The sequence below is a fragment of the Halomonas sp. HP20-15 genome, assembly GCF_033446685.1.
GTDB lineage: Bacteria > Pseudomonadota > Gammaproteobacteria > Pseudomonadales > Halomonadaceae > Modicisalibacter.
Genome location: NZ_JAWQLY010000014.1, coordinates 64,370 through 91,172, shown reverse-complemented (window position 1 = coordinate 91,172; position 26,803 = coordinate 64,370). Strand labels below are relative to the sequence as shown.

The 26,803-nt window shown below is 65.6% G+C and carries 21 protein-coding genes and 2 tRNA genes; 10 read left to right on the top strand and 13 right to left on the bottom strand.

Features of this window, described 5'->3' with window-relative positions:
- From R6258_RS16610 to R6258_RS16600, 3 genes are all read right to left on the bottom strand, one after another.
- Positions 1-73: transfer RNA gene (locus tag R6258_RS16610), tRNA-Asp, on the bottom strand.
- A gap of 20 nt (positions 74-93) precedes the next feature.
- Positions 94-169 (bottom strand) — tRNA-Val (locus R6258_RS16605).
- A gap of 83 nt (positions 170-252) precedes the next feature.
- Positions 253-975: an alpha/beta family hydrolase gene (locus tag R6258_RS16600; protein ID WP_318452816.1), complete on the bottom strand. Its 723-nt coding sequence runs from the start codon at positions 973-975 to the stop codon at positions 253-255.
- 76 nt (positions 976-1,051) lie between these two features.
- Here R6258_RS16600 and fnr point away from each other — a divergent pair, with 76 nt between their 5' ends.
- A complete protein-coding gene (fnr, locus tag R6258_RS16595; protein WP_318452815.1) occupies positions 1,052-1,795 on the top strand; it encodes a fumarate/nitrate reduction transcriptional regulator Fnr in 744 nt (247 codons plus the stop codon).
- A 127-nt stretch (positions 1,796-1,922) separates the two neighbouring features.
- On the top strand, positions 1,923-3,098 hold the full coding sequence (gene hpxO / locus R6258_RS16590; RefSeq protein ID WP_318452814.1) for an FAD-dependent urate hydroxylase HpxO: 1,176 nt from the start codon (positions 1,923-1,925) through the stop codon (positions 3,096-3,098).
- Positions 3,099-3,187: 89 nt separating this feature from the next.
- On the opposite strand, the gene ttcA is transcribed toward hpxO, so the two are convergent.
- The 3 genes from ttcA to R6258_RS16575 form a co-directional block, all read right to left on the bottom strand.
- A complete protein-coding gene (gene ttcA / locus R6258_RS16585; RefSeq protein WP_318452813.1) occupies positions 3,188-4,042 on the bottom strand; it encodes a tRNA 2-thiocytidine(32) synthetase TtcA in 855 nt (284 codons plus the stop codon).
- An 86-nt stretch (positions 4,043-4,128) separates the two neighbouring features.
- Entirely contained in the window at positions 4,129-4,746 is a 618-nt protein-coding gene (locus tag R6258_RS16580) for a 3'-5' exonuclease (protein ID WP_318452812.1), read from the bottom strand.
- A gap of 11 nt (positions 4,747-4,757) precedes the next feature.
- Positions 4,758-6,575, bottom strand: a complete 1,818-nt coding sequence (locus R6258_RS16575; RefSeq protein WP_318452819.1) for a DUF294 nucleotidyltransferase-like domain-containing protein — start codon at positions 6,573-6,575, stop codon at positions 4,758-4,760.
- 829 nt (positions 6,576-7,404) lie between these two features.
- On the opposite strand from R6258_RS16575, the gene R6258_RS16570 reads away from it, so the two are divergent.
- The 6 genes from R6258_RS16570 to mntR all read left to right on the top strand — a co-directional run bounded on the left by R6258_RS16570 (position 7,405) and on the right by mntR (position 16,003).
- The gene (locus R6258_RS16570; RefSeq protein ID WP_318452818.1) at positions 7,405-7,665 is read left to right on the top strand and encodes a DUF4212 domain-containing protein; all 261 of its coding nucleotides are present in this window, start codon (positions 7,405-7,407) and stop codon (positions 7,663-7,665) included.
- A 6-nt stretch (positions 7,666-7,671) separates the two neighbouring features.
- A complete protein-coding gene (locus R6258_RS16565) occupies positions 7,672-9,453 on the top strand; it encodes a sodium:solute symporter family protein (protein WP_318452811.1) in 1,782 nt (593 codons plus the stop codon).
- 93 nt (positions 9,454-9,546) lie between these two features.
- Entirely contained in the window at positions 9,547-10,062 is a 516-nt protein-coding gene (locus tag R6258_RS16560; protein WP_318452810.1) for a hypothetical protein, read from the top strand.
- Between the two features lie 108 nt (positions 10,063-10,170).
- The gene (locus R6258_RS16555; RefSeq protein ID WP_318452809.1) at positions 10,171-14,124 is read left to right on the top strand and encodes a NahK/ErcS family hybrid sensor histidine kinase/response regulator; all 3,954 of its coding nucleotides are present in this window, start codon (positions 10,171-10,173) and stop codon (positions 14,122-14,124) included.
- Between the two features lie 171 nt (positions 14,125-14,295).
- The gene (locus tag R6258_RS16550; RefSeq protein WP_318452808.1) at positions 14,296-15,573 is read left to right on the top strand and encodes an Nramp family divalent metal transporter; all 1,278 of its coding nucleotides are present in this window, start codon (positions 14,296-14,298) and stop codon (positions 15,571-15,573) included.
- 16 nt (positions 15,574-15,589) lie between these two features.
- Positions 15,590-16,003 carry a manganese-binding transcriptional regulator MntR gene (gene mntR, locus R6258_RS16545; protein ID WP_318452807.1) on the top strand — a complete coding sequence of 138 codons (414 nt, stop codon included), beginning with the start codon at positions 15,590-15,592 and terminating at the stop codon, positions 16,001-16,003.
- A gap of 117 nt (positions 16,004-16,120) precedes the next feature.
- Here the strand turns inward: mntR and R6258_RS16540 are convergent, their stop codons facing one another.
- The 3 genes from R6258_RS16540 to R6258_RS16530 form a co-directional block, all read right to left on the bottom strand.
- Complete coding sequence (locus tag R6258_RS16540) at positions 16,121-16,783, bottom strand: response regulator transcription factor (RefSeq protein WP_318452806.1); 663 nt, start codon at positions 16,781-16,783, stop codon at positions 16,121-16,123.
- 282 nt (positions 16,784-17,065) lie between these two features.
- Complete coding sequence (gene acs / locus R6258_RS16535; RefSeq protein ID WP_318452805.1) at positions 17,066-19,015, bottom strand: acetate--CoA ligase; 1,950 nt, start codon at positions 19,013-19,015, stop codon at positions 17,066-17,068.
- 172 nt (positions 19,016-19,187) lie between these two features.
- Positions 19,188-19,736 (bottom strand): SprT-like domain-containing protein, encoded by a 549-nt coding sequence (locus R6258_RS16530; RefSeq protein ID WP_318452804.1) that lies wholly within the window; start codon positions 19,734-19,736, stop codon positions 19,188-19,190.
- Positions 19,737-19,820: 84 nt separating this feature from the next.
- Between R6258_RS16530 and R6258_RS16525 the strand changes: the two genes are divergently transcribed.
- A complete protein-coding gene (locus R6258_RS16525) occupies positions 19,821-20,465 on the top strand; it encodes a YecA family protein (protein ID WP_318452803.1) in 645 nt (214 codons plus the stop codon).
- A gap of 134 nt (positions 20,466-20,599) precedes the next feature.
- Here the strand turns inward: R6258_RS16525 and R6258_RS16520 are convergent, their stop codons facing one another.
- Positions 20,600-21,721, bottom strand: coding sequence for a phosphatidylserine/phosphatidylglycerophosphate/cardiolipin synthase family protein (locus R6258_RS16520; protein ID WP_318452802.1), 1,122 nt, complete (start codon positions 21,719-21,721; stop codon positions 20,600-20,602).
- 102 nt (positions 21,722-21,823) lie between these two features.
- Between R6258_RS16520 and plsB the strand changes: the two genes are divergently transcribed.
- Positions 21,824-24,346 (top strand): glycerol-3-phosphate 1-O-acyltransferase PlsB, encoded by a 2,523-nt coding sequence (plsB, locus tag R6258_RS16515; RefSeq protein WP_318452801.1) that lies wholly within the window; start codon positions 21,824-21,826, stop codon positions 24,344-24,346.
- Here plsB and R6258_RS16510 read toward each other — a convergent pair.
- The 3 genes from R6258_RS16510 to tsaB form a co-directional block, all read right to left on the bottom strand.
- Positions 24,325-25,098, bottom strand: coding sequence for a class I SAM-dependent methyltransferase (locus R6258_RS16510; protein ID WP_318452800.1), 774 nt, complete (start codon positions 25,096-25,098; stop codon positions 24,325-24,327). The two genes, plsB and R6258_RS16510, sit on opposite strands and share 22 nt — an antisense overlap.
- Positions 25,095-25,910 (bottom strand): undecaprenyl-diphosphate phosphatase, encoded by an 816-nt coding sequence (locus R6258_RS16505; protein WP_318452799.1) that lies wholly within the window; start codon positions 25,908-25,910, stop codon positions 25,095-25,097. Before R6258_RS16505 ends, R6258_RS16510 begins: the two co-directional genes overlap by 4 nt.
- Before the next feature lie 170 nt (positions 25,911-26,080).
- On the bottom strand, positions 26,081-26,767 hold the full coding sequence (gene tsaB, locus R6258_RS16500; RefSeq protein WP_318452798.1) for a tRNA (adenosine(37)-N6)-threonylcarbamoyltransferase complex dimerization subunit type 1 TsaB: 687 nt from the start codon (positions 26,765-26,767) through the stop codon (positions 26,081-26,083).
- Between the last annotated feature and the right edge of the window lie 36 nt (positions 26,768-26,803).

The following is a 26,803-nucleotide window of genomic DNA, read 5'->3' as shown; positions in this document are numbered from 1 at the left end:
GGACCGGACGGGACTCGAACCCGCGACCTCCGGCGTGACAGGCCGGCATTCTAACCGACTGAACTACCGGTCCGCATGTTTTCGCAACGTGATTGGTGGGTGGTACTGGGTTCGAACCAGTGACCCCCAGCTTGTAAGGCTGGTGCTCTCCCAACTGAGCTAACCACCCGGTCACGTGGCGCTGCATTCTACCGGGCAACGCCGGAATGTCAACGCCTTTCGGCAACGCCGAGCGCGCAGGAAGCTCGCTCGTCACCGCGTCTGCGACATGCATCGAGCCGCGGCCGCAGCGGCCTCGTCGATCAGCGATTGCTGGCTACGCCCCGTAGCTCGACGTGGCCGCCAGTCATGTTCGCCATCGGCGAGAAAATGCACCTCGACGCAGCCCGGCAGTGTATAGCCCCCGACCTCGTCCTGGCTACCGAACGGATCGCGCGTGCCCTGCAGGACCAGCGTCGGACAGCGCAACGCCGGCCAGTGCGCCAGCCGCGTCCGCTCGGGCTTGCCCGGCGGGTGGAAAGGATAGCTACACAGGATCAGCCCGGGGGCGCCGTCCTCGGTGGCAAGCAGGCTGGCAACCCGCCCGCCCAGCGACTTGCCGCCCAGCCAGGCCGGCGCCAGCCCCTCGATGTCGAGCGCCGCGCGCCAAATGCGCAGTTCCTCGACCAGCCGCTCGGCACGCGGCGGCGGCCGACGACGCTGCTCCTCACGCATGCGCTGCATGTAGGCGAATTCCAGCGCCAGGGTCTGCACGCCTTCGGCTGCCAGGGCCTGGCGCAACTGCCGCATGAACGCGGCATCCTGCCCGGCACCCGCTCCATGCGCCAGCAGCAGGCGCCCATGACGCGCCTCGCCGCGCTTTTCCAGCGGCCCCAGGCCGTCGACATACAGCAGCGCATCATCCGCCGACGCCAAAGCCTCGCCGAGCGCATCCGCCGAAACCCGCCGATAGCCCGACTGCCGATAGACGTTCATATCCCTCCCGATGATCGCTTTATTCTGCCGATGGGGTATTCCATAGTACCCAGATTCCACCAACCGGGAGACCGACATGGCTGAACTGGCCTTCTGGGAGCGCCGCTCTCGCATTCACGAAGCGCGTTGTCAGACTTGCAGCCTGAGCTCGCTGTGTCTGCCACTGGCCCTCGAACTGGACGAGATAGACAGCTTCGACGCGATCATCCAGCGCCGCGCGCCGCTCAAGCGCGGAGAGCTACTGTTACGCCAGGGCGACACCTTCACCAGCGTGTTCGCGGTGCGCTCGGGCAGCCTCAAGCAGCTCTCCAGCGAGGGCAGCGGCGATGAGCAGTTGACCAATTTCTACCTGCCCAGCGAACTGGTGGGGCTCGATGGCATCGATGAACAGCGCTATCCCGGCAGCATCATCGCGCTGGAAACCACTACCGTCTGCGAGATTCCGTTCGATCGTCTCGACCAGCTCTCCGAGCGCATGCCCGAATTGCGCAACCAGCTCTATCGCAGCATGAGCAAGGAGCTGCGCGACGATCGCCGCATGTTGCGGCTCTTGTCGCGCAAGACCGCCGACGAGCGTCTGGCCAGTTTCCTCGTCAATCTGTCGTCGCGCTTTCGCCGCCGCGGCTATTCGCCCTACAGCTTTCGCCTGTCGATGGCGCGCTCCGACATCGGCAGCTACCTGGGCCTGGCGGTGGAAACGGTCAGCCGGATCATCGGCCGCTTCCAGCAACAGGGGCTGGTCGAGTTCCAGGGCCGCGAGGTCAATATCCTCGACTACCAGGCCCTGCGGGGTCTGGCCGAAGGCGAGGACTGTCCGTGAGGCGCGACGCGACATGCCAAGCACTTTGCAGGCGGCGTGCGAGATCGCTTAGCATGAAAGCTGAACGATCGGTCAAGTCCGGAATTCGAACCGCCGATCACTGACCAACGACAACAACGGAACGCACATGGCCGCTTTGAACATTCTCGTCGTCGGCGCCGGCATGGGCGGGCTGACCACGGCACTGGCCCTGCAACAGGCCGGCCATCGGGTCAGCGTGGTCGACCGGGTCGCCGAGCTACTCCCGGTGGGAGCGGCGATCTCGGTGTGGTCCAACGGCGTCAAGGTGCTCAAGCGGCTGGGCCTCGGCGAGGCCGTCGAACGCGTCAGCGGCGACATGCACCACATGCGCTACGCCACCAGGGACGGCGAGCTGCTCACCGAATTCAGCCTCGCGCCGCTTTACGAGGCGGTCGGCCAACGCGCCTGCCCGATCGCCCGCGCCGAACTGCAGCGCCTGCTGCTCGAGGCGGTAGGCGAGCACAACGTGCGCCTGGGGCTGGCGTGCACCGACTTCGAAAGCGACGACGAGGGTGTCACCGCGCATTTCGACGATGGCAGCCGGCAAACCGCCGATCTGCTGGTAGTCGCCGACGGCACCCACTCGCGGCTGCGCGAGAAAGTGCTGGGCCACGCCGTGGCGCGCCGCTACTGCGGCTACGTCAACTGGAATGTGCGCGTGCCGGCCAGCGAGGACTTGGCCCCGCTCGATCATTGGGTGCAGTTCGTCGGCGATCATCAGCGCGTGTCGCTGATGCCGATGAACGGCGACGCCGCCAACCCCGAGTTCTACTGTTTCTTCGATGTGCCACTGCCCGCCGGCACCCCCAGCGAGCCGACGCGTTATCGCGACGAGCTGCGCGAGCACTTCGCCGGCTGGGCAGCCCCGGTGCAACGGCTGATCGAGCTCTTCGACCCGGCGCAGATGGCCCGCGTCGAGATCCACGATATCGAGCCGCTGGATCGGCTGGTCGGCCAGCGCACGGCGATCGTCGGCGACGCCGCGCATGGCATGGCGCCCGATCTCGGCCAGGGCGGCTGCCAGGCCATGGAGGACGGCTGGGTGCTGGCCAGAGTGCTGGAAAACGCCGAGGACGACATTCCCACCGCGCTCAGGGCCTACGACGAGGCACGCGTCGAGCGGGTCGGCGAAATCGTCAGCCGCGCCCGCAAGCGCGCCGAGACCACCCACGGCGCGAACCCGGCGGCCACCCGTGCCTGGTACGCCGAACTCGCCGACGAGGACGGTTCGACCATCATGGGCGGCATCGAGAAGACCATTCGCGGCGGCCCGCTGGGCTGAAAGAACTGCGACCGCCCGCCACGCAAACGGCCCGCCGGGAAGCCCGCGGGCCGTTGTCATGAGTGCGACGTATCGGGTGAGACGCGGGCTCAGGCCTCGCGGGCCAGCAGGTCGAAGGCCGCGATGCGCCCCTCGCTCATGCGCCGCTGCTTGTCCTCGAGGCCCTGGAAGTCGAACAGTTCGCGGTCGGCGAGCTGCGACGGCGCGACGTTGGTGACCGCCTTGAACATCGTCTCCAGCCGCCCGGGGTGCTTGTGCTCCCAATCGGCGAGCATCTCCTTGATCACCTGGCGCTGCAGGTTGGGCTGCGAGCCACACAGGTTGCAGGGAATGATCGGAAATTCCATCAGCCGCGCAAACTCGGCGATATCCGCCTCACGGCAGTAGGCCAGCGGGCGGATGACGATGTTCTTGCCGTCATCGGACAGTAGCTTGGGCGGCATCGACTTGAGCGAGCCGCCATAGAACATGTTGAGGAACAGCGTCTCGAGGATGTCCTCGCGATGATGACCCAGGGCCACCTTGGTCGCGCCGATCTCTTCGGCGTAGCCATACAGCGAGCCGCGCCGCAGCCGCGAGCACAGCGCGCAGGTGGTCTTGCCCTCGGGCGTCTTCTCCTTGACCACCGAGTAGGTGTCGCGCTCGAGGATGTGGTAGTCGACGCCCAGGCCGTCCAGGTACTCGGGCAGCACATGCTCGGGGAAGCCGGGCTGCTTCTGGTCGAGATTGACTGCCACCAGTTCGAAGGCGACCGGCGCGTTGCGCTGCAGATTGCGCAGGATCTCGAGCATGGTGTAGGAGTCCTTGCCACCGGACAGGCAGACCATCACCTTGTCGCCCTCCTGAATCATCGCGTAGTCGATGATCGCGTTGCCGACCTGGCGACGCAGGCGCTTCTGGAGCTTGTTGAACTCGCGTTTCTGGGTACCGGTAGATGCTTGCATGGGTCGAACGACACGCAGGGATATGAAGGCGCGCCTATGCTACCACCGCGCCCGACGACTTGCGATGCCGCGCCCGCCTACAGGCGCTACCCCGCTGCCAGCGCGCCCTTCTTCAGGCGCACGTACATCAAGGCCGTGGTCACGGCATCGCCAAGAGCGGTATGGCGGCCCATTACCGGCACGTTGAGCGCCTCGGCGACCGTCTCGAAGTTCACCGTCGGCTCCAGCTGCGGCCGCGTCCGGCGCATCTCGCGCAGATAGACCTGGGCCATGTCGAGGCACACGTTGGGCAGGTCGAAACCGAACAACGGTCTCAGGTGGCGATTGATCACCGCCAGGTCGTAATCGATGCACCAGCCCAGCAGCGGACGGTTGCCTACGAAGTCGAGGAACTTTTCCAGCGCCTCGCCCAGTCCCTCGCCATCGTTCAGATCGACCCCGCGCAGGCGATGGATCTTGATCGAATCGCCGCTCAGGCTGGCAGGCGGCTGGAGGCGCAGATCCAGCGAATCGCTGGTGAGTACCCGCTCGCCCTTGATGCGTACCGCGGCGATCGAGACCAGTTCGGCGGTCTTGGTATCGAGACCGGTGGTCTCGCAGTCGATGGCCACCATCTCCTCGCCGGTGTAGGGATTGAACAGCCAGCCATAGCGGCCATCGGCTTGGCGGCGGCGGTCGGCCGCACGGCGTAGCGAACGTATCATCGCAGCCCTCGTCAGTATTCGAGATGGAAACGGTGCGTCAGGCGTTGCTGAAAATCCTTGACGATATGCAACGCCTCGCGCAGCAGGTCGCGCTCCAGCGACGACAGGTTCTGGACCACCACCAGGTTGGGTTCATCGCTGTTCTGTCGGCCGTCGAGTCGCGCCAGCTGCTGCTTGAGGCGCAGCTCGGTGAACAGCGCCAGCGCCTCGCCGAGGTCCGCGGCAAAGTCCGCTTCCAGCCGTCCCTGCTCGGCAAGCGCCTCCAGCCGGCCCAGGGTCGAGGTCGCGGTGATTCGGCATTCCAGGGCCAGGGTACGCACCCCATGCACGATCGGAAAGATGCCGCCCTTCTTGATGTCGATGCCGTGCCGGGGCTTCTTGAGCGTGCCGAACAGGGTCAGTGGCGCAGCAAAATGCAGCGCGGCCCGGGCAAGGTAAGACAGCAGCAATTCATCGTGTGAGCAGCTTGCGAACAGATGCTCGCGCAGTCGCTCCAGCAAGCGGGTATCGCCGGCCACGCCGTGGGCATCGAGCATGATGGCGAGATTCATCAACGACTCGCCGTCGCGGCGTTCGGCCCAGCGCGTGATCGTCCTTCGCCAGCCGCTTTCGCTATTCACCCAGGCGGGGTTCGAGACCATGATATTGCCCGGGCAGGGCGGGTAGCCCAGCGTATAGAGCGTTTCGGTGAAGCGCTGCATGGCGACGGCGCAATCAGTCCAATCGCTGTCGTCGGCGACGATCAGCGCATTGTCCTGATCGGTCTTGAGGATCTGTTCGCCGCGCCCCTCGCTGCCCATCACCAGCAGACAGCTCTGGGCCCGGTAGCGCGGTTCAACTAGAAACTGGAATGCCTTGTTGACGATACGCCCATTGAGCGCCGCCAGCAGGTCCATGGCGAACCGGAGCTTGACTCCCTGGGCCATCAAGGCCTGGACCAGCCCCGGCAGCCGTGCGCTGGCGCGCGCCAGGGCCTCGAGATCGTCGGCCTGCTCGAGCTCGAGGCTGACCACGTAGGAACGGCTGGAGAAATAGCTGAGTACGTCGGTCAGTTCGACCACGCCGACAGGCCCGCCCCGTTCGACCACCACGACCCTGGATACCTGATGACGGGTCATCTTCACCAGCGCCTCGAACAGATACTGATCGGGGCCGGCGGAAACCAGCTCGAAATGGGCGATGCCGGCCACCGGACGATCCTGGGCCGCGCCCTCCACCACCAGTGCATTGAGCAGGTCGGTCTTGGTCACCACGCCGAAGCGGCCGTCACTGCCGACCAGCAGGCTATCGGCATGGCTCTCGTTGAGCCGGCCGACCGCCGCGGCGATGCTGGTGGCTGCATCGACGATCAGCGGCGCACGCATGCACTCGCTGACCCGCGCCAGCATGAAGCCCGCCATGTTCACGCCGCCCTCGACGCGGCGCTCGGCCAGCAAGCGGGTCTTTTGCGTCAGCCCGCGACGGAAGAACTCGGCGAAGGTCGGGTAGTCGTCGCACAGGCGCTCGAATAGCGCCTTGGGCATCACGTAGCAGAGACTTTCCTGTTCCACCTTGAAACGGTAGCGACTGGTGCCGTTGAGGATGCTGATGGCCCCGAACAGGTCGCCGGCGGTGTAGTGGCCGATACGCGACTGGTTGCCCGGCGCATGAGGGTCGAGCTCGGCGACCTCGCCCTTGTGAATGATGTACACGAACTCGCCGGGCTGGCCGGCCTCGAGAATGATCTCGCCGCTATCGAAATAGGCCAGATCGACGCCTCTGAGTACGCGTTCACGCCCGACATCGTCGAGTAGCGTGAAAGGCGGCTGCGACAGATCGATGTCGACCATCATGCCACCCTCGTCACGCCGGCATTACGAAACGGCACGCAATGGACGGCCTTACGACAAGCGATCCGGGCTATGGCCACAAAACGACCCGGGGCTTCGCAGCTCAGGCTGTCGTGCCCGACAACGGTCGGTTCGTATTGCCGTGTCGTCTCAATCACGTGGAATTCATCCTTGAGAAGGACGCCATGCAGTCAACGCTTAGGCGAAAGTTCAATATCAATGACGCTTCGCATAATCTTCCCATGACCTGCATATCATCGATGCCATTCAGCGTACGTGTTGTTTCACGCTCCGACACAACTTCATGACAATCACGATCCTCGTGCCAGGATAACAACTCGCCGCTTTACGACAAAAGATAGACTATCGATCTACACCTACCGACCTAGACCATTGTCCCATATATTTTTGCCTAGACCATCGTCCTATAAGCGCCGCCGGGTACTCGCAAAAGCCCCCGATACTTTCAATTAAGCCTTTGTATTTAAATTAAAAAATTTAATCAGCTTTTCCTCATGATACTAAGGTAGCGGATTTTACTTTTTGTTTTTGTTGCCCAATATTGCTGTTGAGTCACACAGGGCAATCGCACGTCGATAATGCACCTCGACAACGGGTTATGGCGTGAAGGGAGGACGACTTTAGTCGCGTAAGAATGGCTACCGGATGACATAAATCGGACAAACCATCTTCCAGCGCGACATTCGTAGCCTAAAAAGAGTTCGCGATGAGCGTCGTTTCTGAGCGTAGTTGTAGACGAGCGATTGCCCTGCTGGGTCAACGTAACCTCAGAGCCACTTCCCATCTTAAATACGCGGAGAGCAATGATATGGCAGATGACAAATCCAACGCTGCTGCCTATTGGAAGGCGAACCTTCGCCTGATAACCGGCTGCCTGATCGTCTGGGCACTGGTGTCCTATGGTTGCGCCATCCTGTTACGCCCCCTGCTCGCCGGCATATCCGTCGGCGGTACCGACCTGGGTTTCTGGTTCGCACAACAGGGATCCATTCTGGTCTTCATCGGCTTGATCTTCTTCTATGCCTGGAAGATGAATCAGCTGGATAAGAAATTCGGCCTCGGGGAGTAAGCCGGCATGAGTCAATTTGCGATCAACGTCCTCTTCGTGGGCGCCTCCTTCGCCCTGTATATCGGTATTGCGATATGGGCCAAGGCCGGCTCGACCAAGGATTTCTACGTCGCCGGCGGCGGCGTTCATCCCATCACCAACGGCATGGCGATCGGCGCCGACTGGATGTCCGCCGCCTCGTTCATCTCGATGGCGGGCCTCATCGCCGCCGGAGGCTATTCCAACTCGACCTTCCTGATGGGGTGGACGGGCGGCTACGTGCTGCTGGCCATGCTCCTGGCACCGTACCTGCGCAAGTTCGGCAAGTTCACGGTGCCCGAGTTCATCGGCGATCGTTTCTACAGCAGAACGGCGCGCATGGTGGCGGTGATCTGCCTGATCGTGGCCTCGGTCACCTACGTCATCGGCCAGATGGCCGGCGCCGGCGTGGCCTTCTCGCGCTTTCTGGAAGTCGATGCGACCACCGGCCTGATCATCGCCGCCGTGGTGGTATTCTTCTATTCGGTGCTGGGCGGCATGAAGGGCATCACCTACACCCAGGTGGCCCAGTACATCGTGCTGATCGTCGCCTATACCATTCCTGCGGTGTTCATTTCGCTGGAGCTGACCGACAACCCGATACCGGCGTTGGGCCTGTTCTCCGACCATAGCGCCTCCGGCGAACCGCTACTGTCCAAGCTAAACGAAGTGGTCACCGCGCTGGGCTTCAACGAATACACGGCGATGGTCGACAACAAGCTGAACATGGTGCTGTTCACGTTGTCGCTGATGATCGGTACCGCCGGCCTGCCCCACGTCATCATGCGTTTCTTCACCGTACCCAAGGTGGCCGACGCACGCTGGTCCGCCGGCTGGGCGCTGGTGTTCATCGGCCTGCTCTACCTGACCGCACCGGCCGTGGCCTCGATGGCACGCCTGAACCTGGCAACCACCATCTATCCGGACATGGCCGGCCAGGTCGAGAACTACGAGGAGGCCGTCGCCAATCCCATCGCCTACGCCGATCGTCCCAACTGGATTCGCACCTGGGAGGAGACCGGACTGATCGCCTTCGAGGACAAGAACAACGACGGCAACATCCAGATGTACAACGGCTCGGCCGACTTCTCCGGTCGCGGCTGGGCCGGCAACGAACTGGAGGTCAGCAACGACATCCTGGTGCTGGCCAATCCGGAAATCGCCAACCTGCCCGGCTGGGTGGTCGGCCTGATCGCCGCCGGCGGCCTGGCCGCGGCGCTGTCCACCGCGGCCGGTCTGTTGCTGGCGATCTCCTCGGCGATCAGTCATGACCTGATCAAGGGGGCGATCAACCCGCGGATCACCGAGAAAGGCGAATTGCGAGCCGCGCGGATCTCGATGTCCGTCGCCATCGTCGTCGCCACCTACCTCGGTGCCAATCCGCCCGGGTTCGCCGCCCAGGTGGTGGCGCTGGCCTTCGGCATCGCCGCTGCCTCGTTGTTCCCGACGCTGATGATGGGGATCTTCTCCACGCGGATGAACAACAAAGGCGCGATCGCCGGGATGCTGTCCGGCTTGATCTTCACGCTGGTGTACATCTTCGTCTACAAGGGCTGGTTCTTCATTCCAGGCACCAACAACCTGCCAGACGACGCGGCCAACTGGGTGCTGGGCATCTCGCCGCTGTCCATCGGCGCCGTGGGGGCGATCATCAACTTCGCCGTGGCCTTCCTGGTCGCCAACGCCACCGAGGAGCCTCCGCAGGAAATCCAGGACCTGGTGGAGAGCGTGCGCTATCCCAAGGGGGCTGGCACCGCGATCGATCACTAAGCGATAATGCAACCCTGACAAGTCAGGCTACCTGGCTCCAAGCGAATCGGGCTTCCCAGCGGGAAGCCCGATTCTTTGAGTAAAGGACTCACTATGATATGGCATTTGGTCGCGGCAGCCTTCGCTGGCCTGGGCGCCGCAGGCGTGGCACTGTTGTTGCGCCTGCTCAGCGGTAAACGTCTGCCACGCTGGATCGTTCCGGTCTGCGCGGGGCTGGGCATGCTGGCCTACCAGATCAACTACGAATACGCCTGGTACGATTACAAGGTCCAGCAGCTCCCCGAATCGGCACAGGTGGTTTCGACCGAGAAGAGTCAGATGCTGTGGCGCCCCTGGACCTATCTCTATCCGCTGACCACGGCGTTCAGCGTGGTCGACCGGGACAATCTGGTGGCTTCGCGGGCCAACGGCGAACGCCTGGTCGAATTCATCCTCTACCGCTTCGAGAGGCAGTATCGCGACCTGCTGACGCACCGGGCGTACCTGGTGAACTGCACGACACGAGAGATGGTGCCGCTCGTCGGCGACAATCATCAGCCCGACGTCGGCCGCCTGCAGCGCTTAACCAGCGACGATCCGCTACTCGAGGCGGCGTGCTCCAAGGGCTGACGCGGCACGCTTGAGGTGCGTCTGGCGGCGTGCCCGCCAGGCATCAAGAAGCCCGGGATCGCGGCCGTCTTCATGTAGAATGGCCGCAGGTCGAGGGAGAGAGAACTCATGTTTCCAGGCTGGCTGCTAATCGCCGTCTCGCTGTTCTACATCGCCATCCTGTTTCTGATCGCCTGGCGCGGCGATCGCCATGCACGTCGTCACGGTCCGGCCAACCGACGCCCGATCATCTACAGCCTGGCGCTGGCCATCTACTGCACCTCGTGGACCTACTACGGCGCCGTCGGCCAGGCCGCCACCTCGGGCTGGTCGTTCGCCAGCATCTTCATCGGTCCGCTGCTGACCTTCCTGCTGTTCTGGCCGGTGCTGGCCAAGATGATCCGCGTCGCCAAGCGCCAGAACGTCACCTCGATCGCCGACTTCATCGCCTCGCGCTACGGCAAGACCCAGTCCTTGGCGGCCTTCGCCAGCCTGGTGGCGCTGGTCGGCACCCTGCCCTACATCGCCCTGCAGCTGAAGGCGGTGTCCGCCGCCTTCACGGTGCTGACCGCCTCCACCGACATGACCCGCGCGCCGCTGTTCGCCGATACCGCCTTCTATGTCGCCGCGGTGATGGCGCTGTTCGCGATCCTGTTCGGCACCCGGCATACCGACGCCACCGAGCACCACGAGGGCCTGATCCACGCCATCGCCTTCGAGTCGGTGGTCAAGCTGGGCGCGTTCATGGCGCTGGGCGCCTACGTCACCTGGGGCGTGTTCGACGGCATGGGCGACATGCTGACCCGCGCCGACGATTTCCTGCAGCTTCAGCGCCAGCTCACCGAGCAGGATTTCGGCCAGAGCTTCTGGGCCCAGACCCTGCTGGCGATGCTGGCGATCTTCTGCCTGCCGCGCCAGTTCCACGTCACCGTGGTCGAGAACACCCACAGCGACGACGCCGCCCGGGCACGCTGGCTGCTGCCCGTCTACCTGGTGGCCTTCGGCGTCTTCGTGCTGCCGCTGGCCGCCGCCGGGCTGACGCTGTTCCCCGACGGCAGCGTCGAACCCGACACCTTCGTGCTGGCGTTGCCGATCGCGCTGGACAACCAGCTATTGACGCTACTGACCTTCATCGGCGGCTTTTCGGCGGCCACCGGCATGGTCATCGTCGCCACCGTGGCGGTGTCGATCATGATCTCCAACGAGATCGTCATTCCGCTGCTGTTCCGGCTGCGCTGGTTCGATACCAAGGCCCGCGACTACGGACGCCTGGTGCTGCGCGCGCGGCGCGTGACCATCGTGGTGATCCTGGCGCTGGCCTACGTCTTCTATCAATTGATCGCCGAGTTCAGCTCGCTGGCCTCGACCGGCATGCTGTCGTTTGCCGCCGCGGCGCAGTTCGCCCCGGCGCTGCTCGGAGGGTTGTACTGGAAGCGCGGCAATCGTCTCGGGGTGATCGCCGGAATGAACGTGGGCTTCGCGATCTGGGCCTATACCCTGCTGCTGCCGGCGCTGATCACTGCCGGGGTGATACCCGGCGAATGGCTCGCCGACGGCCTGCTGGGCATCGAGTGGCTGGCCCCCGACCGACTGTTCGCGCTCAACATCGGCAGCCCCTTCACCCACGGGGTGATGCTGTCGCTGGGGCTCAACCTGTTCTGCTACATCTTCGTCTCGCAGATCACCCCCCAGCGGGTGGTCGAGCGCATCCAGGCCTCGCTGTTCGTCGACAGCGTCGAGACCCGCCAGACTTCGATCAACCGGCCCTGGACCGGAGCCACCACGGTGGGCGATCTCAAGGTGCTGTGCGAGCGCTTCCTGGGCGCCGGCCAGGTCGAGCGCGCCTTCGACGACTATGCGCTGCGTAACGGCCAGACGCTGGATCACAACACCCGCGCCTCGATCGACCTGATCCAGTTCACCGAGCGTTTCCTGGCCTCGGTACTCGGCGCCTCGTCGGCGCGCATCGTCGTCAACTCGGCCCTGCAGGGGCGCGGCATCGGCATCTCGGACGTGATCTCGATCGTCGACGAAGCCTCGCAGGTGCTCGAGTTCAATCGCGCGCTGCTGCAGGCGACCATCGAGAACATCAACCAGGGCATCAGCGTGGTCGACCAGAGCCTGCGCCTGGTGGTGTGGAACCAGCGCTACCTGGAGCTGTTCCGCTTCCCCGATCACCTGATCCGGGTCGGCGCGCCGTTCGACAAGGTGCTGCGCTACAACGCCCTCAACGGCGAATATGGCCCCGGCGACCCCGAGGAGCACGTCGAACTGCTGATGGACAACATCCGCCAGGGCCACCCGCACCGCTACGTGCGCTATCGCCAGGACGGCAGCGTGCTCGAGGTGCAAGGCAACCCGATGCCCGGCGGCGGCTTCGTCTACACCTACCAGGACATCACCCAGCAGAAGCGCACCGAGGAAGCGCTGATCCGCTCCGAGAACAACATCCGCATCTACACCGACAACGTGCCGGCGCTGATCGCCTACTTCGACAAGGAGTGTCGCTATCTCTTCACCAACCGTGCCTACGAGCAGGTCTTCAAGGTCGATCGCAACGCGGTGATCGGCGAGCGCGTCGACAACGTCATCTCATCCGCCGTGGCCCGCGAGCGGATGCCGTGGATGCATCGCGCGCTGGACGGCGAGCGGGTCAGCTTCGAGATCTCGCTGGACGATGACGACGGCGGCACACGCTACCTGCTGGTCACCTACACTCCGCACTTCGGCGACAGCGGCGGGATACTCGGCTTCTTCGCGCTCTACCAGGACATCACCGAGCGGCGCCTGGCCGAGATCGCCCTCAAGGAGACCAACGAGAATCTCGAGGAGCGCGTGCGCGAACGCACCCAGGCACTGTCGGAGGCCAACGCCGCGCTGCGCCAGGAAAACCGCGTGCGCGCCGAGGCCGAGCAGGCGCTGCGCCAGGCCAAGCAGGTCGCCGAGGACGCCAACACCTCGAAGACCCGCTTCCTGGCCGCCGCCAGCCATGACCTGCTGCAGCCACTGAATGCCGCGCGGCTGTTCACCTCGGCGCTGTCGCAGGAGGAACTGTCCAGCGACCACTCGCGGACGCTGGGCCATATCGACAATTCGCTGCAGGCCGCCGAGGAGCTGCTCAGTACCCTGCTCGACATTTCCAAGCTAGACGCCGGTGCCCTCACGCCACGCCGCAGCCACTTCGCGCTGGCCGATATCTTCCGCCCGCTGCGCGCCGAATTCGAAGTGATGGCCGACGAGCGCGGCCTCGACCTGGTGGTCGTCCCCACCGCCCAGTGGATCGACAGCGACGCCCAGATGCTGCGACGCATCGTGCAGAACTTCCTCTCCAACGCGCTGCGCTACACCCAGCATGGCCGCGTGCTGCTGGGCTGCCGGCACCGCGCCGGACGGCTGTCGATCCAGGTCTGGGATACCGGCCCGGGAATCCCCGAGTCCAAGCAGGCCGAGATCTTCCAGGAGTTCCGGCGCCTCGACCAGGCCTCGCGTCACAAGGAAAGCGAAAAGGGCCTGGGCCTGGGGCTGTCGATCGCCGATCGCATGAGCCGTGTGCTCGATCACCCGCTCAAGGTGCGTTCATGGGAGGGCTTCGGCACGGTGTTCTCCGTCGAAGTGCCGACGGTCAGCGCTCAGCAGGTGGCCAAGGCCAGCGAGGAGCCTCCCAAGAGCCGCGCCAGCAACAAGCTCAAGGGTGCGCGCATTCTGTGCATCGACAACGAAACGCTGATTCTCGAGGGCATGAAGGCGATGCTGACCGGCTGGGGCTGCGAGGTGTTCACCGCCACCTCGATCGGCGGCGCCAAATCGGTGCTGCGCCACCTCGACGGCGACCCCGACGCGATCCTCGCCGACTATCATCTCGACAACGAGGTCACCGGCCTGATGGCCCTCGAGGCGCTGCTCGAACGCTGTCACGGGCCGGTGCCGGGCATCGTGATCACCGCCGATCGCACCGAGGAGGTCGCCGAGGAGATCAAGCGCGGCGGCTATCAGCTACTGCTCAAGCCGGTTCGCCCCGCCGCGCTGCGCGCACTGCTGACGCGCACCCTGCAGGCCAGTCGCGCCTCGCGTCAGGAAAACTAGCCGCCCCGGCGACCGATCGCCCGATCCGATAGGTTCTGCCAATCGGGGATTTTCTGAACCTCTATTGGCCAACGTGCAGACTACAAATTAACCTGTAGACTAGTTGTTAACTGCGGTTAATTAACCGCTGACGTCAGTTAACCGGACATTAGTTAATCGAGAGTCTGCACGATGCTGCAATCGATCTCCGACAATGCGATCCGCGACAAGGCGGCCTTCGCGCTGCGCGGCAAGCGCCGCCGCTGGGGCTGGACGCCGTTCTTCGGTCCCGCACTGATCGCCGCCGTGGCCTACATCGACCCCGGCAACTTCGCCACCAACATTGAAGCCGGGTCGCGTTACGGCTACGCGCTGCTGTGGGTGGTGCTGACCGCCAACCTGATGGCGATGCTGATCCAGACGCTTTCGGCACGCCTGGGCCTGGCCACCGGCCGTAATCTCCCGCAGGTCATCCGCGAACGCTATCCGCGACCGCTGGTCTGGTTCTACTGGGTACAGGCGGAGGTCGTGGCCATCGCCACCGACCTCGCCGAGTTCCTCGGCGCGGCGCTGGCCTTCAACCTGCTGTTCGGCCTGTCGTTGATGGAGGGCGCGCTGCTGACCGGGGCGATCACCTACCTGGCCCTGCACCTGCACCGCTATGGCTTCCGGCTGATGGAGATCGTCATCGGCTCGATGATTCTCGCCGTCGCCTCAGGTTTCCTGCTCGAGATGCTGCTCAGCCGACCGGCCGCCGAGCCGCTGCTCAAGGGCTTGCTGATTCCCGGCTTCCCGGATGCCTATTCGCTCTACCTGGCGGCGGGGATACTCGGCGCGACCATCATGCCGCATGTCATCTACCTGCATTCGGCACTGTCGCAGAACCGCATCCAGGTCACCGACGACAGCCAGCGCCTGCGGCTGATGAAGTACTATCGTCTCGACGTGATCATCGGCATGGCCATCGCCGGGCTGGTCAACCTGAGCATGCTGGCGATGGCCGCCGCGGTATTCCATGCTCAGGGCCGTGTCGATATCGCCACCATCAGCGACAGCTACAAGCTGCTCGCGCCGATGATGGGGCAGGTGACCGCCAGCCATATCTTCGGCGCGGCGTTGCTGCTGGCCGGCTTGTCGTCGTCGATCGTCGGCACCCTGTCGGGCCAGGTGATCATGCAGGGATTCGTCAACTTCACGATCCCGATCTGGCTGCGGCGGTTGATCACCATGGCCCCGGCGCTGGTGGTGATCATGCTCGGCGTCTCCGAACAGAAGGCGCTGGTCGCCAGCCAGGTGATTCTCAGCTTCGGCATCCCGTTCGCGCTGGTGCCTCTGTTATGCTTTACGGCTAATCGCAAGGTCATGGGTAACCTGGTCAATCACAAGGCCGTGACCCTGATCGGCGGCGTCATCTGTACGCTGATCATTGGCCTCAACGCGTACGTCCTGTTTTTCACCCTCGCGGGTTAACCAAGCCGGGTCTCGAATGAACTCACTGCCCAAACATGAATATTTCAAGCGCGTGCGGCAGGACCATCAGACCGAGTTGGTCGAGGATTACGTGGAGGAGATCGCCCACCTGCACGCCCAGCTCGGCGAGGCTCGCGCCAGCGATCTCGCCGAGTGCTTCGGGGTCAGTGCGGCCGCGGTATCCAAGGTGATCGCCAAGCTCAAGCGCGACGGCCTGGTGATCGCCCGTCCCTATCGCGGCATCTTTCTCACCGCCCAGGGCGTGGGGCTGGCCGAGCGCGTCGCCCAGCGCCATGGCGTGGTACTCGACACGTTGCGCGCGCTGGGCGTCCCCGAGGACGTGGCACGCGCCGATTCCGAAGGCATCGAGCATCACTGCAGCGAGGAAACGGTGGCCGCCATGCGCGAGTTCCTGGCAAGCCTGCGCTGAGCGCTGGTCGCCATGACGATGGACGACACAACGTAAAAAGCCGCCTCCGCACGATCAGCGGAGGCGGCTTTTTACGTTTCCGGAAGGCGTGTAGCGCCGCTCAGGCCACCTCCGGCCTCAGGATTCGACCTTGGGCGGTTCGACCTCGAGCTTCTGCGCGGCGATCACCGCCTGGGTGCGCGAATGCACGCCCAGCTTGCGCAGGATCGCCGTGACGTGCGCCTTGATGGTCGCCTCGGAGACGTTGAGCTCGTAGGCGATCTGCTTGTTGAGCAAGCCCTCGGTGAGCATGTTGAGCACGCGGAACTGCTGTGGAGTCAGCGAGGCGATCGCTTCGGCGAAGCGGGTGTCCTCCTCGTCGGACTCACCGAGCACGCTGGCCAGCGACTCGGGCAGCCAAATCTCGCCGCCGAGGATCTCGCTGACCGCCGCAGCGATTTCGCTCAACGACGACGACTTGGGAATGAATCCCGAGGCGCCGTAATCGATCGCCCGGCGCACCACGTGCGGCTCGTCGCTGCCCGAGATCACCGCTACCGGGATCTCGGGGGTCTGGCCACGCAACTGGATTAGCCCCGAAAAGCCATGCGCGCCCGGCATGTGCAGGTCGAGCAGAATCAGGTCGGCATCGGGGTGACGCGTCACCACCTCGGTCGTCGCATCCATGGTGTCGGACTCGACGATCTCGGCCTGTGGCGCGACCTGTCGCAACGCCTGAGTCAACGCCGCCCGAAACAGCGGGTGGTCATCGGCGACGATAAATTTCTGGGCAAAAGCCATTGAGTCTCCTCCGGATCCTCCTGCAGCGAGCCGTCGCGTCGGAACTCTTCGCGGCCGGACCTGTCGCCTAGGGTGTCTGGCATGTTACCCCATGCCCACGCCGATTCCCAAGCATCGCGAAGCCCGCTGTCAACGCACGCGATCGGCCATGAAAAAGCCGGCCTCTGCAGGCCGGCGAGAGTCGCCAGAAACCGTCGCCGAGCTGGCGTGTCCAGCCGTTTCGATATCCGCCCATTAGCGGAGCTGGCGACCCCGGTGGCCGACGGCACTGGCTGAACGATGTCAGCGGTTGGCGCGATTCTCGATCAGATCCTCGACCACGCTGGGATCGGCCAGGGTGCTGGTATCGCCCAGTCCATCGGTCTCGTTGGCGGCGATCTTGCGCAGGATGCGGCGCATGATCTTGCCCGAGCGGGTCTTCGGCAGACTCGGCGCCCACTGGATCACGTCCGGCGAGGCGATCGGACCGATGTCCTTGCGCACCCACTGGGTCAGTTCCTTCTTGAGCTCGTCGCTGGGCTCGTATTCGTCGCCCAGAGTGACGTAGATATAGATACCCTGGCCCTTGATGTCGTGGGGGTAGCCGACCACCGCGGCCTCGGCCACCGCCTTGTGGGCGACCAGCGAGGACTCGATCTCGGCGGTGCCCATGCGATGCCCCGAGACATTGATCACGTCGTCGACGCGCCCGGTGATCCAGTAGTAGCCGTCCTCGTCGCGTCGGCAGCCGTCGCCGGTGAAGTATTTGCCCGGGTAGGCCGAGAAATAGGTCTGCACGAAGCGCTCGTGGTTCTGCCAGATCGAGCGCGCCTGTCCCGGCCAGGAATCGAGGATCACCAGATTGCCGTTGGTGGCGCCCTCGAGGATGTTGCCCTCGTTGTCGACCAATGCCGGTATCACGCCGAAGAACGGCCGCGTCGCCGAGCCCGGCTTGAGGTCGATGGCACCGGGCAGCGGCGCGATCATGATGCCGCCGGTCTCGGTCTGCCACCAGGTGTCGACGATCGGACACCGGCTGTTGCCGATAACCCGATAAAACCACTCCCAGGCCTCGGGGTTGATCGGCTCGCCGACCGAACCCAGCACGCGCAGGCTGTCACGCTTGCTGCTGTCCATCACCGTGTCGCCGTGAGCCATCAGCGCCCGGATCGCGGTGGGCGAGGTATACAGGATCGAGACGTGGTGCTTGTCGATCACCTCGCCGATGCGCCCCGGCGTCGGGTAGCTGGGCACGCCTTCGAACATCAGCGTGGTCGCGCCGTTGGCCAGCGGGCCGTAGACGATGTAACTGTGCCCGGTAACCCAGCCGACGTCGGCACTGCACCAGTAGACCTCGCCCTCCTGGTAATCGAATACATATTGATGGGTCAGCGCGGCGTGCAGCAGATAACCGCCCGTCGTGTGCTTGAGCCCCTTGGGCGCCCCGGTGGAACCCGAGGTATAGAGGATGAACAGCGGATCCTCGGCATTCATGGTCTCGGCGGCGCAATCGGTGGCCTGCTTCTCGACCACCTCGTGGTACCAGACGTCGCGATCGTCGTGCCAGTCGATGTCGCCACCGGTGCGCTTGACCACCAGCACATTGTCGACCACATCGGTGCCCTTGCGAGTCAGCGCAGCGTCGACATTGTCCTTGAGCGGCACGTGCTTGCCGCCACGCACCGACTCGTCGGCGGTGATCACCAGCTTCGACTGGGCATCGACGACACGCTGGGCCAAGGCATCCGGAGAGAAGCCGCCGAACACGACGGAGTGGATGGCACCGATGCGCGCGCAGGCCAGCATCGCCATGGCCGCTTCGGGGATCATCGGCATGTAGAGCGTCACCACATCGCCTTTGCCGACGCCTAGCGCCTTGAATGCATTGGCCAATTGGCAGGTCTGCGCATGCAACTCGCGGTAGGTCAGGGTCTTGCTCTGATTGGGATCGTCGCCCTCCCAGATGATCGCCGGCTGGTCGCCGCGCGTCTCCAGATGACGATCCAGGCAGTTGACGCTGGCGTTGAGCTGGCCATCCTCGAACCAGCGGATGTCCACGTTGTCGGCATCGAAGGTGGCGTGCTTGATCTTGGTCGGCGCCTTGGACCAGTCGAGGCGCTTGGCCTGCTCGGCCCAGAAGCCTTCAGGGTCGTCGACCGACTGCTGGTACATCGACAGGTATTTCTCCTTGTCGGCCCATGCGTTGGCGGCAAACTCCTCACTGACTGGATGGACTTTCTGCTGCTCGGTCATGTCGCGCCTCTATGCCTGGAAGTGGTGGCCTCGATCTCGTCGAGCCGGCCCGGCTTTGGTTGGCCAGACCAACACTGAAATTGTAGACAGCTTATACCCAGCAGGGGCGAGCCCCCCAATTAGACATTGGTAGCAGCAAATTCCGCTTTTATATCAAATAATTACGAGAGAATTAGGTTGCGGCATAATCCTTGTAGATTAGCTCACCTCGGCACTTGCGGCAGAAGTAGTCCCGCCCCGCGCGCGCATTGGCGTGGCGGCGGCGGCTGAAGAAGTGATCGCGGCAGGCGCAACGATAGCGATACGGCGCCGGGCTCGCCGTCCGCGTATCGAAGACGTGCGTCGCGCGCGGCTCGAGCCCATAGAGCGCGCGCATCACGTGCTTCCATTCGCGGCCATGGGGGCGCACCCGCGGGCCTTCGTCGAGGTGATGGACCAGCCAATGGGCCATTTCGTGGGGGATCACGTCGGTGAAGAACGCCAACCGGTTCTCGGCGAGCAGCTGCGGGTTGAAGCGCAGCCCGCCACGACCGAAATGCGCCTGACCGGCGCCCCTGCCGCGCAGGTCGAGCCAGACCGCCGGACGCGGCAACCGCGGATGCACTTCGCAGGCCAGCCGCCACGCTTCGGCGGCGCGCTCATGCGCCGCGGCGTGCAGCGCATCGCGATCGAGCGCGGCCAGCCAGTCGGCGTCGGGAGTGGGGAGCGTCGGTACTTGCATAGAGGTGCTAGAATGCCGACGAACACGGCGCGCGGCAAGCGCGTCCAGTCTTCGTTCGATCCTTGTTTTTAAGGAAACATGCCGATGTCAGATACGCCCCCGCCGCAACCGCTGCTCGACGACGAAGCGCTGGACCTGCTCGACGATTTTCTCGATTCCGAGCGCGCAGGCGCCGACGCTCTGGACATCATCGGCGCCCACGGTTTCCTGGTCGCGCTGGCCGTCGCGCCTCGCGAGGTGCCGGCGGCGACCTGGATCAGCGAGCTCTTCCACGGCGAGCCGGCGTTCGCCGACGACAGCGAGCGCGAGACGATCCTTGGCCTGCTCGAGCGCCTGCGCGGCAATGCCATCGTCGCGCTGGAACAGGGCCAGCTGCCCGAACTTCCATTCGAGCTGGCCCTCGATGGCGTCGCCCCCGAGGAGACCCCGATCGGCGACTGGTGCGCCGGCTTCATGGAAGGCGTGTTTCTCGACGAAGCGGCCTGGTTCGAGGACGACGAGGAAGCCGCGGCGACCCTGCTGCTGCCGTTCATGGCACTATCGGGGCTGTTCGACGACGAGCCCGACATGGCCGAGTTCATCGCCGATCCGCGCGAGGCCGAACGGCTAGTCATCCAGCTTCCCGAGCTGGTGCTCGATCTCTACCTGCATTATCGCGTCCCGCCGGAAAAGCCCAAGCCGGCGCCGCGCAAGAAGAAGCCCGCCGGGCGCGGAGGCAAGCGCCGCTAAGCGACGAGCGACGAGCGACGAGCGACGAGCGACGAGCGACGAGCGACGAGCGACGAGCGACGAGCAGAATGGTCGGCCCGCAGCCCGCAGCCCGCAGCCCGCAGCCCGCAGCCCGCAGCCCGCAGCCCGGAAGGCTACTTGAGCCGTGTCACCCAGGCATCCAGCGTGCCGAAGATCCATTCGCGCAGGCGCTGGCCGAGCGGCCGCTGGGCCCACTGTGCGGACAGTATTTCGCGGCTCTGCGCGAAGTTCCTCTCGAACAGCGCCGCCACCTCCTTGGCGAAACGCGCATCATGGACTTCCTGGTTGGCCTCCAGATTCCATTGCAGGCTCCAGTGATCGAAGTTGCAGGAGCCGATCGTCGCCCAGTCGTCGGCCAGCGAGAACTTGGCGTGGATGAAACGCGGCTGGTACTCGTAGATGCGCACCCCGGCACGCAACAGCCGCCGGTAGAAGCGCTGACCGGCATAGCGAATGCCCGGGTGGTCGTGGGCCTCGCCGGGCAGCAGCAGCCGCACGTCGACGCCGCGCCTGGCCGCCCGCGCCAAGCGACGCCGCAGGCTCAGGGTGGGCACGAAATAGGGCGTGCAGAACCAGATGCACCGCTGGGCGTTGCCGATCTGCTGGTGCAGCGACAGCCGCACCGCCTGATAGCGATAGCCCTGGCCCCACACCACCCGGCCGCGCATGCCCTGGTAGTCCTCGAGCGGGGCGATCGCCAGCTGCAGGCCCTTGACCAGCCGCGGATCGCCCTCGCCACGGGTCAGCGGCGAATCCCACAGCCGCGAGAACAGCCGCATCCAGTCGGCCACCACCGGCCCCTCGATGCGCACCGCGACTTCGAACCAGGCATCGAGAAAGGTGTCGCTGGCGCCGAAGCCGCCGGTGAAGGCGACACGGCCGTCGATCACCAGCAACTTGCGGTGATCGCGGGTCAGGTTCTTGGCCAGCCGGCGCCAGGCCAGCGGATTGAAGAAACGCAACGCTACGCCGCCATCGGCCAGACGCCGGCGATCCTCGACCTGCAGCCCCATCGACCCATAGCCGTCGAGCAGCACCAGTACCGGCACGCCGCGCGCCGCCGCGGCGATCAGCGCATCGATCAGTTGGTTGGCCAGCCGCCCCGACTCCGCCAGATAGAGTTCGAGAATGATCGAATACCGCGCCGCCGCGATGGCCTCGGTCATCGCCGGCAGAAAGCATGCGCTTTCCGGCAGCAACGCGAACCGGTTGCCGTCTCGCCAAACCCCGCGCATCGCCTGTCCCCTGTTCCCTGTCTTTCCCCACCATCATCGATGCCGACATCGGGGCGGGTCATGTCGCTATAATGCCTGAACATTCTCTGAATCGGCATTCGGATGGCTTTGCTGAACCCGCTGCTGGACCCGTTACGCACCGCACTTCGCCGCCTGCTGGCCGCCTGGGCCGAACTGCGCCTGGTCGAACCCGAGCCCGAGCGGCTCAATCTCGACCCAAACCGCCCCACGCTCTACGTGCTGCCGCATCCGGCGCTCTCAGATCGCCTGCTGCTGGGCGATTTCTGCCGCCGTCATGGCCTGCCCGACCCGGATCGTCGCTGGCAACTGGGCGCCCTGACGCTACGCGGCTGCCTGGCGCTGCCGGTGCACAAGCGCCGCCTGTGGCCGCGCCGCCGGCCCCAGTCGCCACTGGCCGGGATCATCGACGCGCTCGCCGCCGCGCCCGGTAGCGACGTCCAGCTGGTGCCGGTCAGCGTGTTCTGGGGCCGCGCCCCGGGCAAGGACTTCGGTTTCTGGAAGCTGCTCGCCGCCGACAGCTGGCAGCTCACCGGCCGCCTGCGCCGAGCGCTGTCGGTGCTGGTCAACGGCCGCAACGTCGAGTTGCACCTGGGCGAGCCTTTGTCGCTGCGCGAGCTGCTCGACGAGCGACCCAGCGCGCTGACCAGCCGCAAGGTATCGCGGGTGCTGCGGGTGCACTTCCGGCGCGTGCGCACTCGCGTACTGGGCCCCGACCTGTCGCACCGGCGCACGCTGATCCACGGCCTGATCGCCAGCCCCGAGATTCAGCGCACCATCACCGAGACCAGCGCCGCACTGGGCCAGTCGCGTGCGCGCGGCGAGCGGCGCGCGCTGCGCTACGGCCGCGAGATCGCCTCCAACATGAGCTATCCGGTGCTGCGCTTTCTCGACCAGTTGCTGCACCGGCTGTGGAATCAACTCTACGCCGGAGTACGCGTCAACGGCATGGCAGGCGTCAAGGCGCTGGCCGGCGATCACACGCTGATCTACGTGCCCTGCCATCGCAGCCACATCGACTATCTGCTGCTCTCCTACGTGCTCTACCGCGAGGGCCTGACCCCGCCGCAGGTGGCCGCGGGACGCAACCTGGACATGCCGCTGATCGGTCCGCTGCTGCGCCGCGGCGGGGCGTTCTTCCTGCGTCGCAGCTTCAAGGACAACCGGCTCTACGGCGCGGTGTTCAACGAGTACCTGCATCGCCTGCTGTCGCGCGGCCATGCGGTGGAATACTTCATCGAGGGCGGGCGCTCGCGCAGCGGCCGGCTGCTCACCCCGCGTCCCGGCATGCTGGCGATGACCCTGCGCTCCTACCTGCGCGGCGCTCCCGACAACCGCCGAGAGCTGGCTTTCGTGCCGGTCTACATCGGCTACGAGAAAGTGCTGGAGAGCGCCAGCTATCTCAAGGAACTGCAGGGCGGGCGCAAGAAGCAGGAATCACCCTTCGACCTGCTGCGCGTGCTCGGCCAGCTGCGCCAGCCGTTCGGCCGGGTCCAGGTGAATATCGGCGAACCGCTCAAGCTGAGCGAGTTCCTCGATCGCGAGACCCCCGAGTGGCGACGCACCGCCCATGAGAACCGGCCGCCGTGGCTGACGCGGGCCGTGCCCCGGCTGGGTCGCGAGCTCGGCCTGCGCATCAACGCCGCCGCGGCGTTGAACTCGGTCAACCTGTGCGCGCTGGTGCTGCTGGCGACACCGCACCAGGCGATCGAGGCGGAACTGATCGAACGCCAGCTGGCCCTGCTCGTCGCGCTTCAGCGCGACCTGCCCGGCGGCGCGCATCGCAGCCTGCCCGACGGCGCGCCGCGCGAATGGCTGGCCGAGGCCGCCTGGCTGGGCTTCATCGAACGCCGGGCGCAGGCGCTCGGCGAGCTGATCCTGGCCAGCGGCCAGCAGGCCACGCTGCTGACCTGGTATCGCAACAACGTCCAGCATCTGTTCGCGCTGCCCGCGCTGGTGGCGTTCGCCTTTCGCAACAACCCGCGCTTCGATCTCGAGACGCTCGACCAGCGCCTCGCCCCGGCCTGGCCGCTGGTCGCCCGGGAGCAGTTCGCCAGCCTGCCGGCGGCGGATTTCCGCCAGGCGCTGGGCGTCACCCTCGACACCCTGACCCGCCACGGCCTGCTCGAACGCCACGGCGACACCTGGCAACGCCCCGCCGGGCTCAGCGTCGAGGCCGAGCAACTGCAACTGCTGGGTCGGCTGGCCCAGCCGACCCTGGAGCGCGGCTACCTGCTGCTGGCGGCCCTGCTGAGCCGGCCCAGCGCCAGCCTGAGCCGCGAGGAGCTCGAGGAGCACAGCCGCCAGCTCGCCGAGCGGCTGACGCTGCTGTCGGGGCTCAATGCCCCGGAATTCTTCGACCGACGCTTGTTCAGCGGGCTGCTGGACACCCTGGAAAGCGAAGGCTGGCTATGGCAGGAAAACGGCAAGCTGGCCTTCGACAGCCTGCTTCAGGAGGCGCTGACCCGCAGCCGCAGCCTGTTCGACCCGACCCTGCGCCACCGCCTGCTGCAACTCGCCCAGCAGCGCGAGGTGGCCGACCCGCAGATGCTCGGCGCCCCCTCGCCCGAAAGCGAGGAGCACGCTCAGTTGCGCAGCGAGCGGTGAACGTAGAGATCGTAGCGGCTGGTCTTGGCCTCGAGGGTGTGGGCCGGCCGCGGCCCGGCGATCGGCGGTGCCTTGCGCGGGCGCTTGACCGCCACCCGGTGGGTGGCGACGTCCAGCGCTGCTTCCAGCAACCGCGGCGCGTCGTCGTCGTCGCCGGCGAGCTCGCGGAACACGCGCATCTCCTTCTTGACCAGCGCCGACTTGTCGCGGTGCGGGAACATCGGATCGAGATGGATCACCTGGGGGGCGAAGCGCGCCTCACCCGCCGCCGCGAGCAAGGCCCGAGGATCGCCGGCGTCGACGCGCCGCAGCCGCATGCGCGCGGCGATCTCGGCGACTTCAGGGTCACGGCCCGCCCGCGCCAGGGCATCTTCGAGCAACGCGGCGATCGCCGGCACGCGCTCGAGCATCAGCACCTCGGCGCCCAGCCCGGCCAGCACGAAGGCGTCGCGGCCCAGCCCGGCGGTGGCGTCGATCACGCTCGGCGTCATCCCCCTGGCCAGCCCGCAGGCCTTGGCGACCAGTTGGCCGCGGCCGCCGCCGAAACGCCGCCGATGATCGGCCTTGCCGGCGACGAAGTCGGCCGACAGTGGCTTGCCATAGCCTGCCGGGTCGCCGGCGATCGCCAGCCCCTCGGCGGTCTCGATCAGCCACAGGCCCTCAGCCGGGGGGCTCGCCATCCACTTCAGGCCGAGGCGCTCGGCGAGCGGGCGCAGCGGTTCGCCGACCACCACCGGGGGCGTCGGCGTCATGCCAGCCACAACCCCAGCAATACGACGCCGAGCACCAGCCGATAGACGGCGAACGGCCACATGCCGATGCGATCCAGCGCCGCCAGGAACAGCTTGATGCACACCAGCGCGGCGACGAACGACAGCCCGATGCCCAACAGTACGTCGTGCAGCGCGGCGTCGGTACCGGTCTCGGCGAGTTCCAGGCCTTTCAGGGCGCCCGCGGCGATGATCAGCGGGATCGATAGCAGAAACGAGAAGCGCGCCGAGCTCTGACGATCGAAGCCCAGCAACAGCGCCGCGGTGATGGTGATGCCCGAGCGCGAGGTACCGGGGATCAGCGCCAGCGCCTGGTACACGCCGATGATCAGCGCCGCCTTGGCGGTCAGGCTGGCGAGATCGCGATTACGGCTGCCGCGCGCGTCGGCCCACCACAGCAACACCCCGAAACCCAGCGTCGCCAGCGCGATCACCAGCGACGAGCGCAGCGAGGTCTCGATCAGGTCGTTGAACAGGCCGCCGACGATCACCGCCGGCAGCGTCGCCAGCAGCACCATCCAGCCCAGCCAGCTGGCGTCGGTCTGGCGCGAGGCCAGCGACCCGCTGCCGGCGAACTGGCCGAACCAGCCGCCCAGGATGACCACCACCTCGCGGCGAAAGGCCATCATCACCGCCGCCAGCGTACCGATATGCACGGCGACGTCGAAGGCCAGTCCCTGGTCGGGCCAGCCGAGTATCTGCGAGGGCAGAATCAGGTGCGCCGAGGAGGAGATGGGCAGGAACTCGGTGAGTCCCTGGATGAGCGACAGCGCAACCAACTGGAACCAATCCATTGTCAGCAGTCCTTGTGATCAGCGAAAGCACCAAAGCGCATGGCAACACGGTCGCCTGAAGCGGCTAGACCGGCTAGGGCGCCCAAGAGAATAAACGAGTCGCCCCCCGGGGCGTTCAACGAGCGGCCATTGAACGCCCAACGCGGGGCCGCGGTCCAAGCGTGTTCCATCTAGGCGCGCTTCCAGGCCACCTCGTTACGCAGATAGACCGGCGTGGCCTCGTGCGGCGCCCGGCCCTCGCCACGCGCGTGCGCCTGAGCCGCCAGGCGCACCATCCATTCCGCGCTGGGCTGGCGCTCGGGCAGCCGCTGGGCCATGGCGTCCTGCACCCAGATCGGCATCGACTCCCACAGCGTCCAGCCGGAGCCCACGCCACACCAGTCGACATCGCGGCGCTCGGCGGGCAGCTCGAAGCGCTCGGGGGGCATCACCGCCTCGTCGGCCAGCGCGGTGAGTTCGCCGTCACGGCAGTGATAGGCGGCAACGTAGATCTCGTTCATGCGCGCGTCGAGCGCGGGCACCACGTAGCGCACGTGCAACTGATGATGGGCGGCCAGCGCCAGCGCCGCGAGCGTCGACACGCCGAGCAGCGGCCGCTCGAGGCCGAACGCCAGGCCCTGGGCGACGCCGGCGGCGATCCGCAGTCCGGTGAACGAGCCCGGCCCGTGACCGTAGGCCAATGCATCGAGATCGGCGGGGGCAAGCCCGGCTTCGGCGAGCAACTCATCGATCATCGGCATCAAGCGCCGGGTGTGCTCGCGGGGAGTCAGCGCGAAGCGCGACAGCACCTCGCCGTCGCGCCACAGCGCGCACGAGCAGGCGCTCGAAGAGGCATCCAGGGCCAGCAGTGTCGACATGGCAATTACGCCTGGTGGAATGGCGCGGGCATTATA

Coding starts and splice junctions, on each gene's coding strand:
- R6258_RS16600 (WP_318452816.1), bottom strand. CDS start 975: ATGAACGTCTATCGGCAGTCGGGCTATCGGCGGGTTTCGGCGGATGCG.
- fnr (WP_318452815.1), top strand. CDS start 1,052: ATGGCTGAACTGGCCTTCTGGGAGCGCCGCTCTCGCATTCACGAAGCG.
- hpxO (WP_318452814.1), top strand. CDS start 1,923: ATGGCCGCTTTGAACATTCTCGTCGTCGGCGCCGGCATGGGCGGGCTG.
- ttcA (WP_318452813.1), bottom strand. CDS start 4,042: ATGCAAGCATCTACCGGTACCCAGAAACGCGAGTTCAACAAGCTCCAG.
- R6258_RS16580 (WP_318452812.1), bottom strand. CDS start 4,746: ATGATACGTTCGCTACGCCGTGCGGCCGACCGCCGCCGCCAAGCCGAT.
- R6258_RS16575 (WP_318452819.1), bottom strand. CDS start 6,575: ATGGTCGACATCGATCTGTCGCAGCCGCCTTTCACGCTACTCGACGAT.
- R6258_RS16570 (WP_318452818.1), top strand. CDS start 7,405: ATGGCAGATGACAAATCCAACGCTGCTGCCTATTGGAAGGCGAACCTT.
- R6258_RS16565 (WP_318452811.1), top strand. CDS start 7,672: ATGAGTCAATTTGCGATCAACGTCCTCTTCGTGGGCGCCTCCTTCGCC.
- R6258_RS16560 (WP_318452810.1), top strand. CDS start 9,547: ATGATATGGCATTTGGTCGCGGCAGCCTTCGCTGGCCTGGGCGCCGCA.
- R6258_RS16555 (WP_318452809.1), top strand. CDS start 10,171: ATGTTTCCAGGCTGGCTGCTAATCGCCGTCTCGCTGTTCTACATCGCC.
- R6258_RS16550 (WP_318452808.1), top strand. CDS start 14,296: ATGCTGCAATCGATCTCCGACAATGCGATCCGCGACAAGGCGGCCTTC.
- mntR (WP_318452807.1), top strand. CDS start 15,590: ATGAACTCACTGCCCAAACATGAATATTTCAAGCGCGTGCGGCAGGAC.
- R6258_RS16540 (WP_318452806.1), bottom strand. CDS start 16,783: ATGGCTTTTGCCCAGAAATTTATCGTCGCCGATGACCACCCGCTGTTT.
- acs (WP_318452805.1), bottom strand. CDS start 19,015: ATGACCGAGCAGCAGAAAGTCCATCCAGTCAGTGAGGAGTTTGCCGCC.
- R6258_RS16530 (WP_318452804.1), bottom strand. CDS start 19,736: ATGCAAGTACCGACGCTCCCCACTCCCGACGCCGACTGGCTGGCCGCG.
- R6258_RS16525 (WP_318452803.1), top strand. CDS start 19,821: ATGTCAGATACGCCCCCGCCGCAACCGCTGCTCGACGACGAAGCGCTG.
- R6258_RS16520 (WP_318452802.1), bottom strand. CDS start 21,721: ATGCGCGGGGTTTGGCGAGACGGCAACCGGTTCGCGTTGCTGCCGGAA.
- plsB (WP_318452801.1), top strand. CDS start 21,824: ATGGCTTTGCTGAACCCGCTGCTGGACCCGTTACGCACCGCACTTCGC.
- R6258_RS16510 (WP_318452800.1), bottom strand. CDS start 25,098: ATGACGCCGACGCCCCCGGTGGTGGTCGGCGAACCGCTGCGCCCGCTC.
- R6258_RS16505 (WP_318452799.1), bottom strand. CDS start 25,910: ATGGATTGGTTCCAGTTGGTTGCGCTGTCGCTCATCCAGGGACTCACC.
- tsaB (WP_318452798.1), bottom strand. CDS start 26,767: ATGTCGACACTGCTGGCCCTGGATGCCTCTTCGAGCGCCTGCTCGTGC.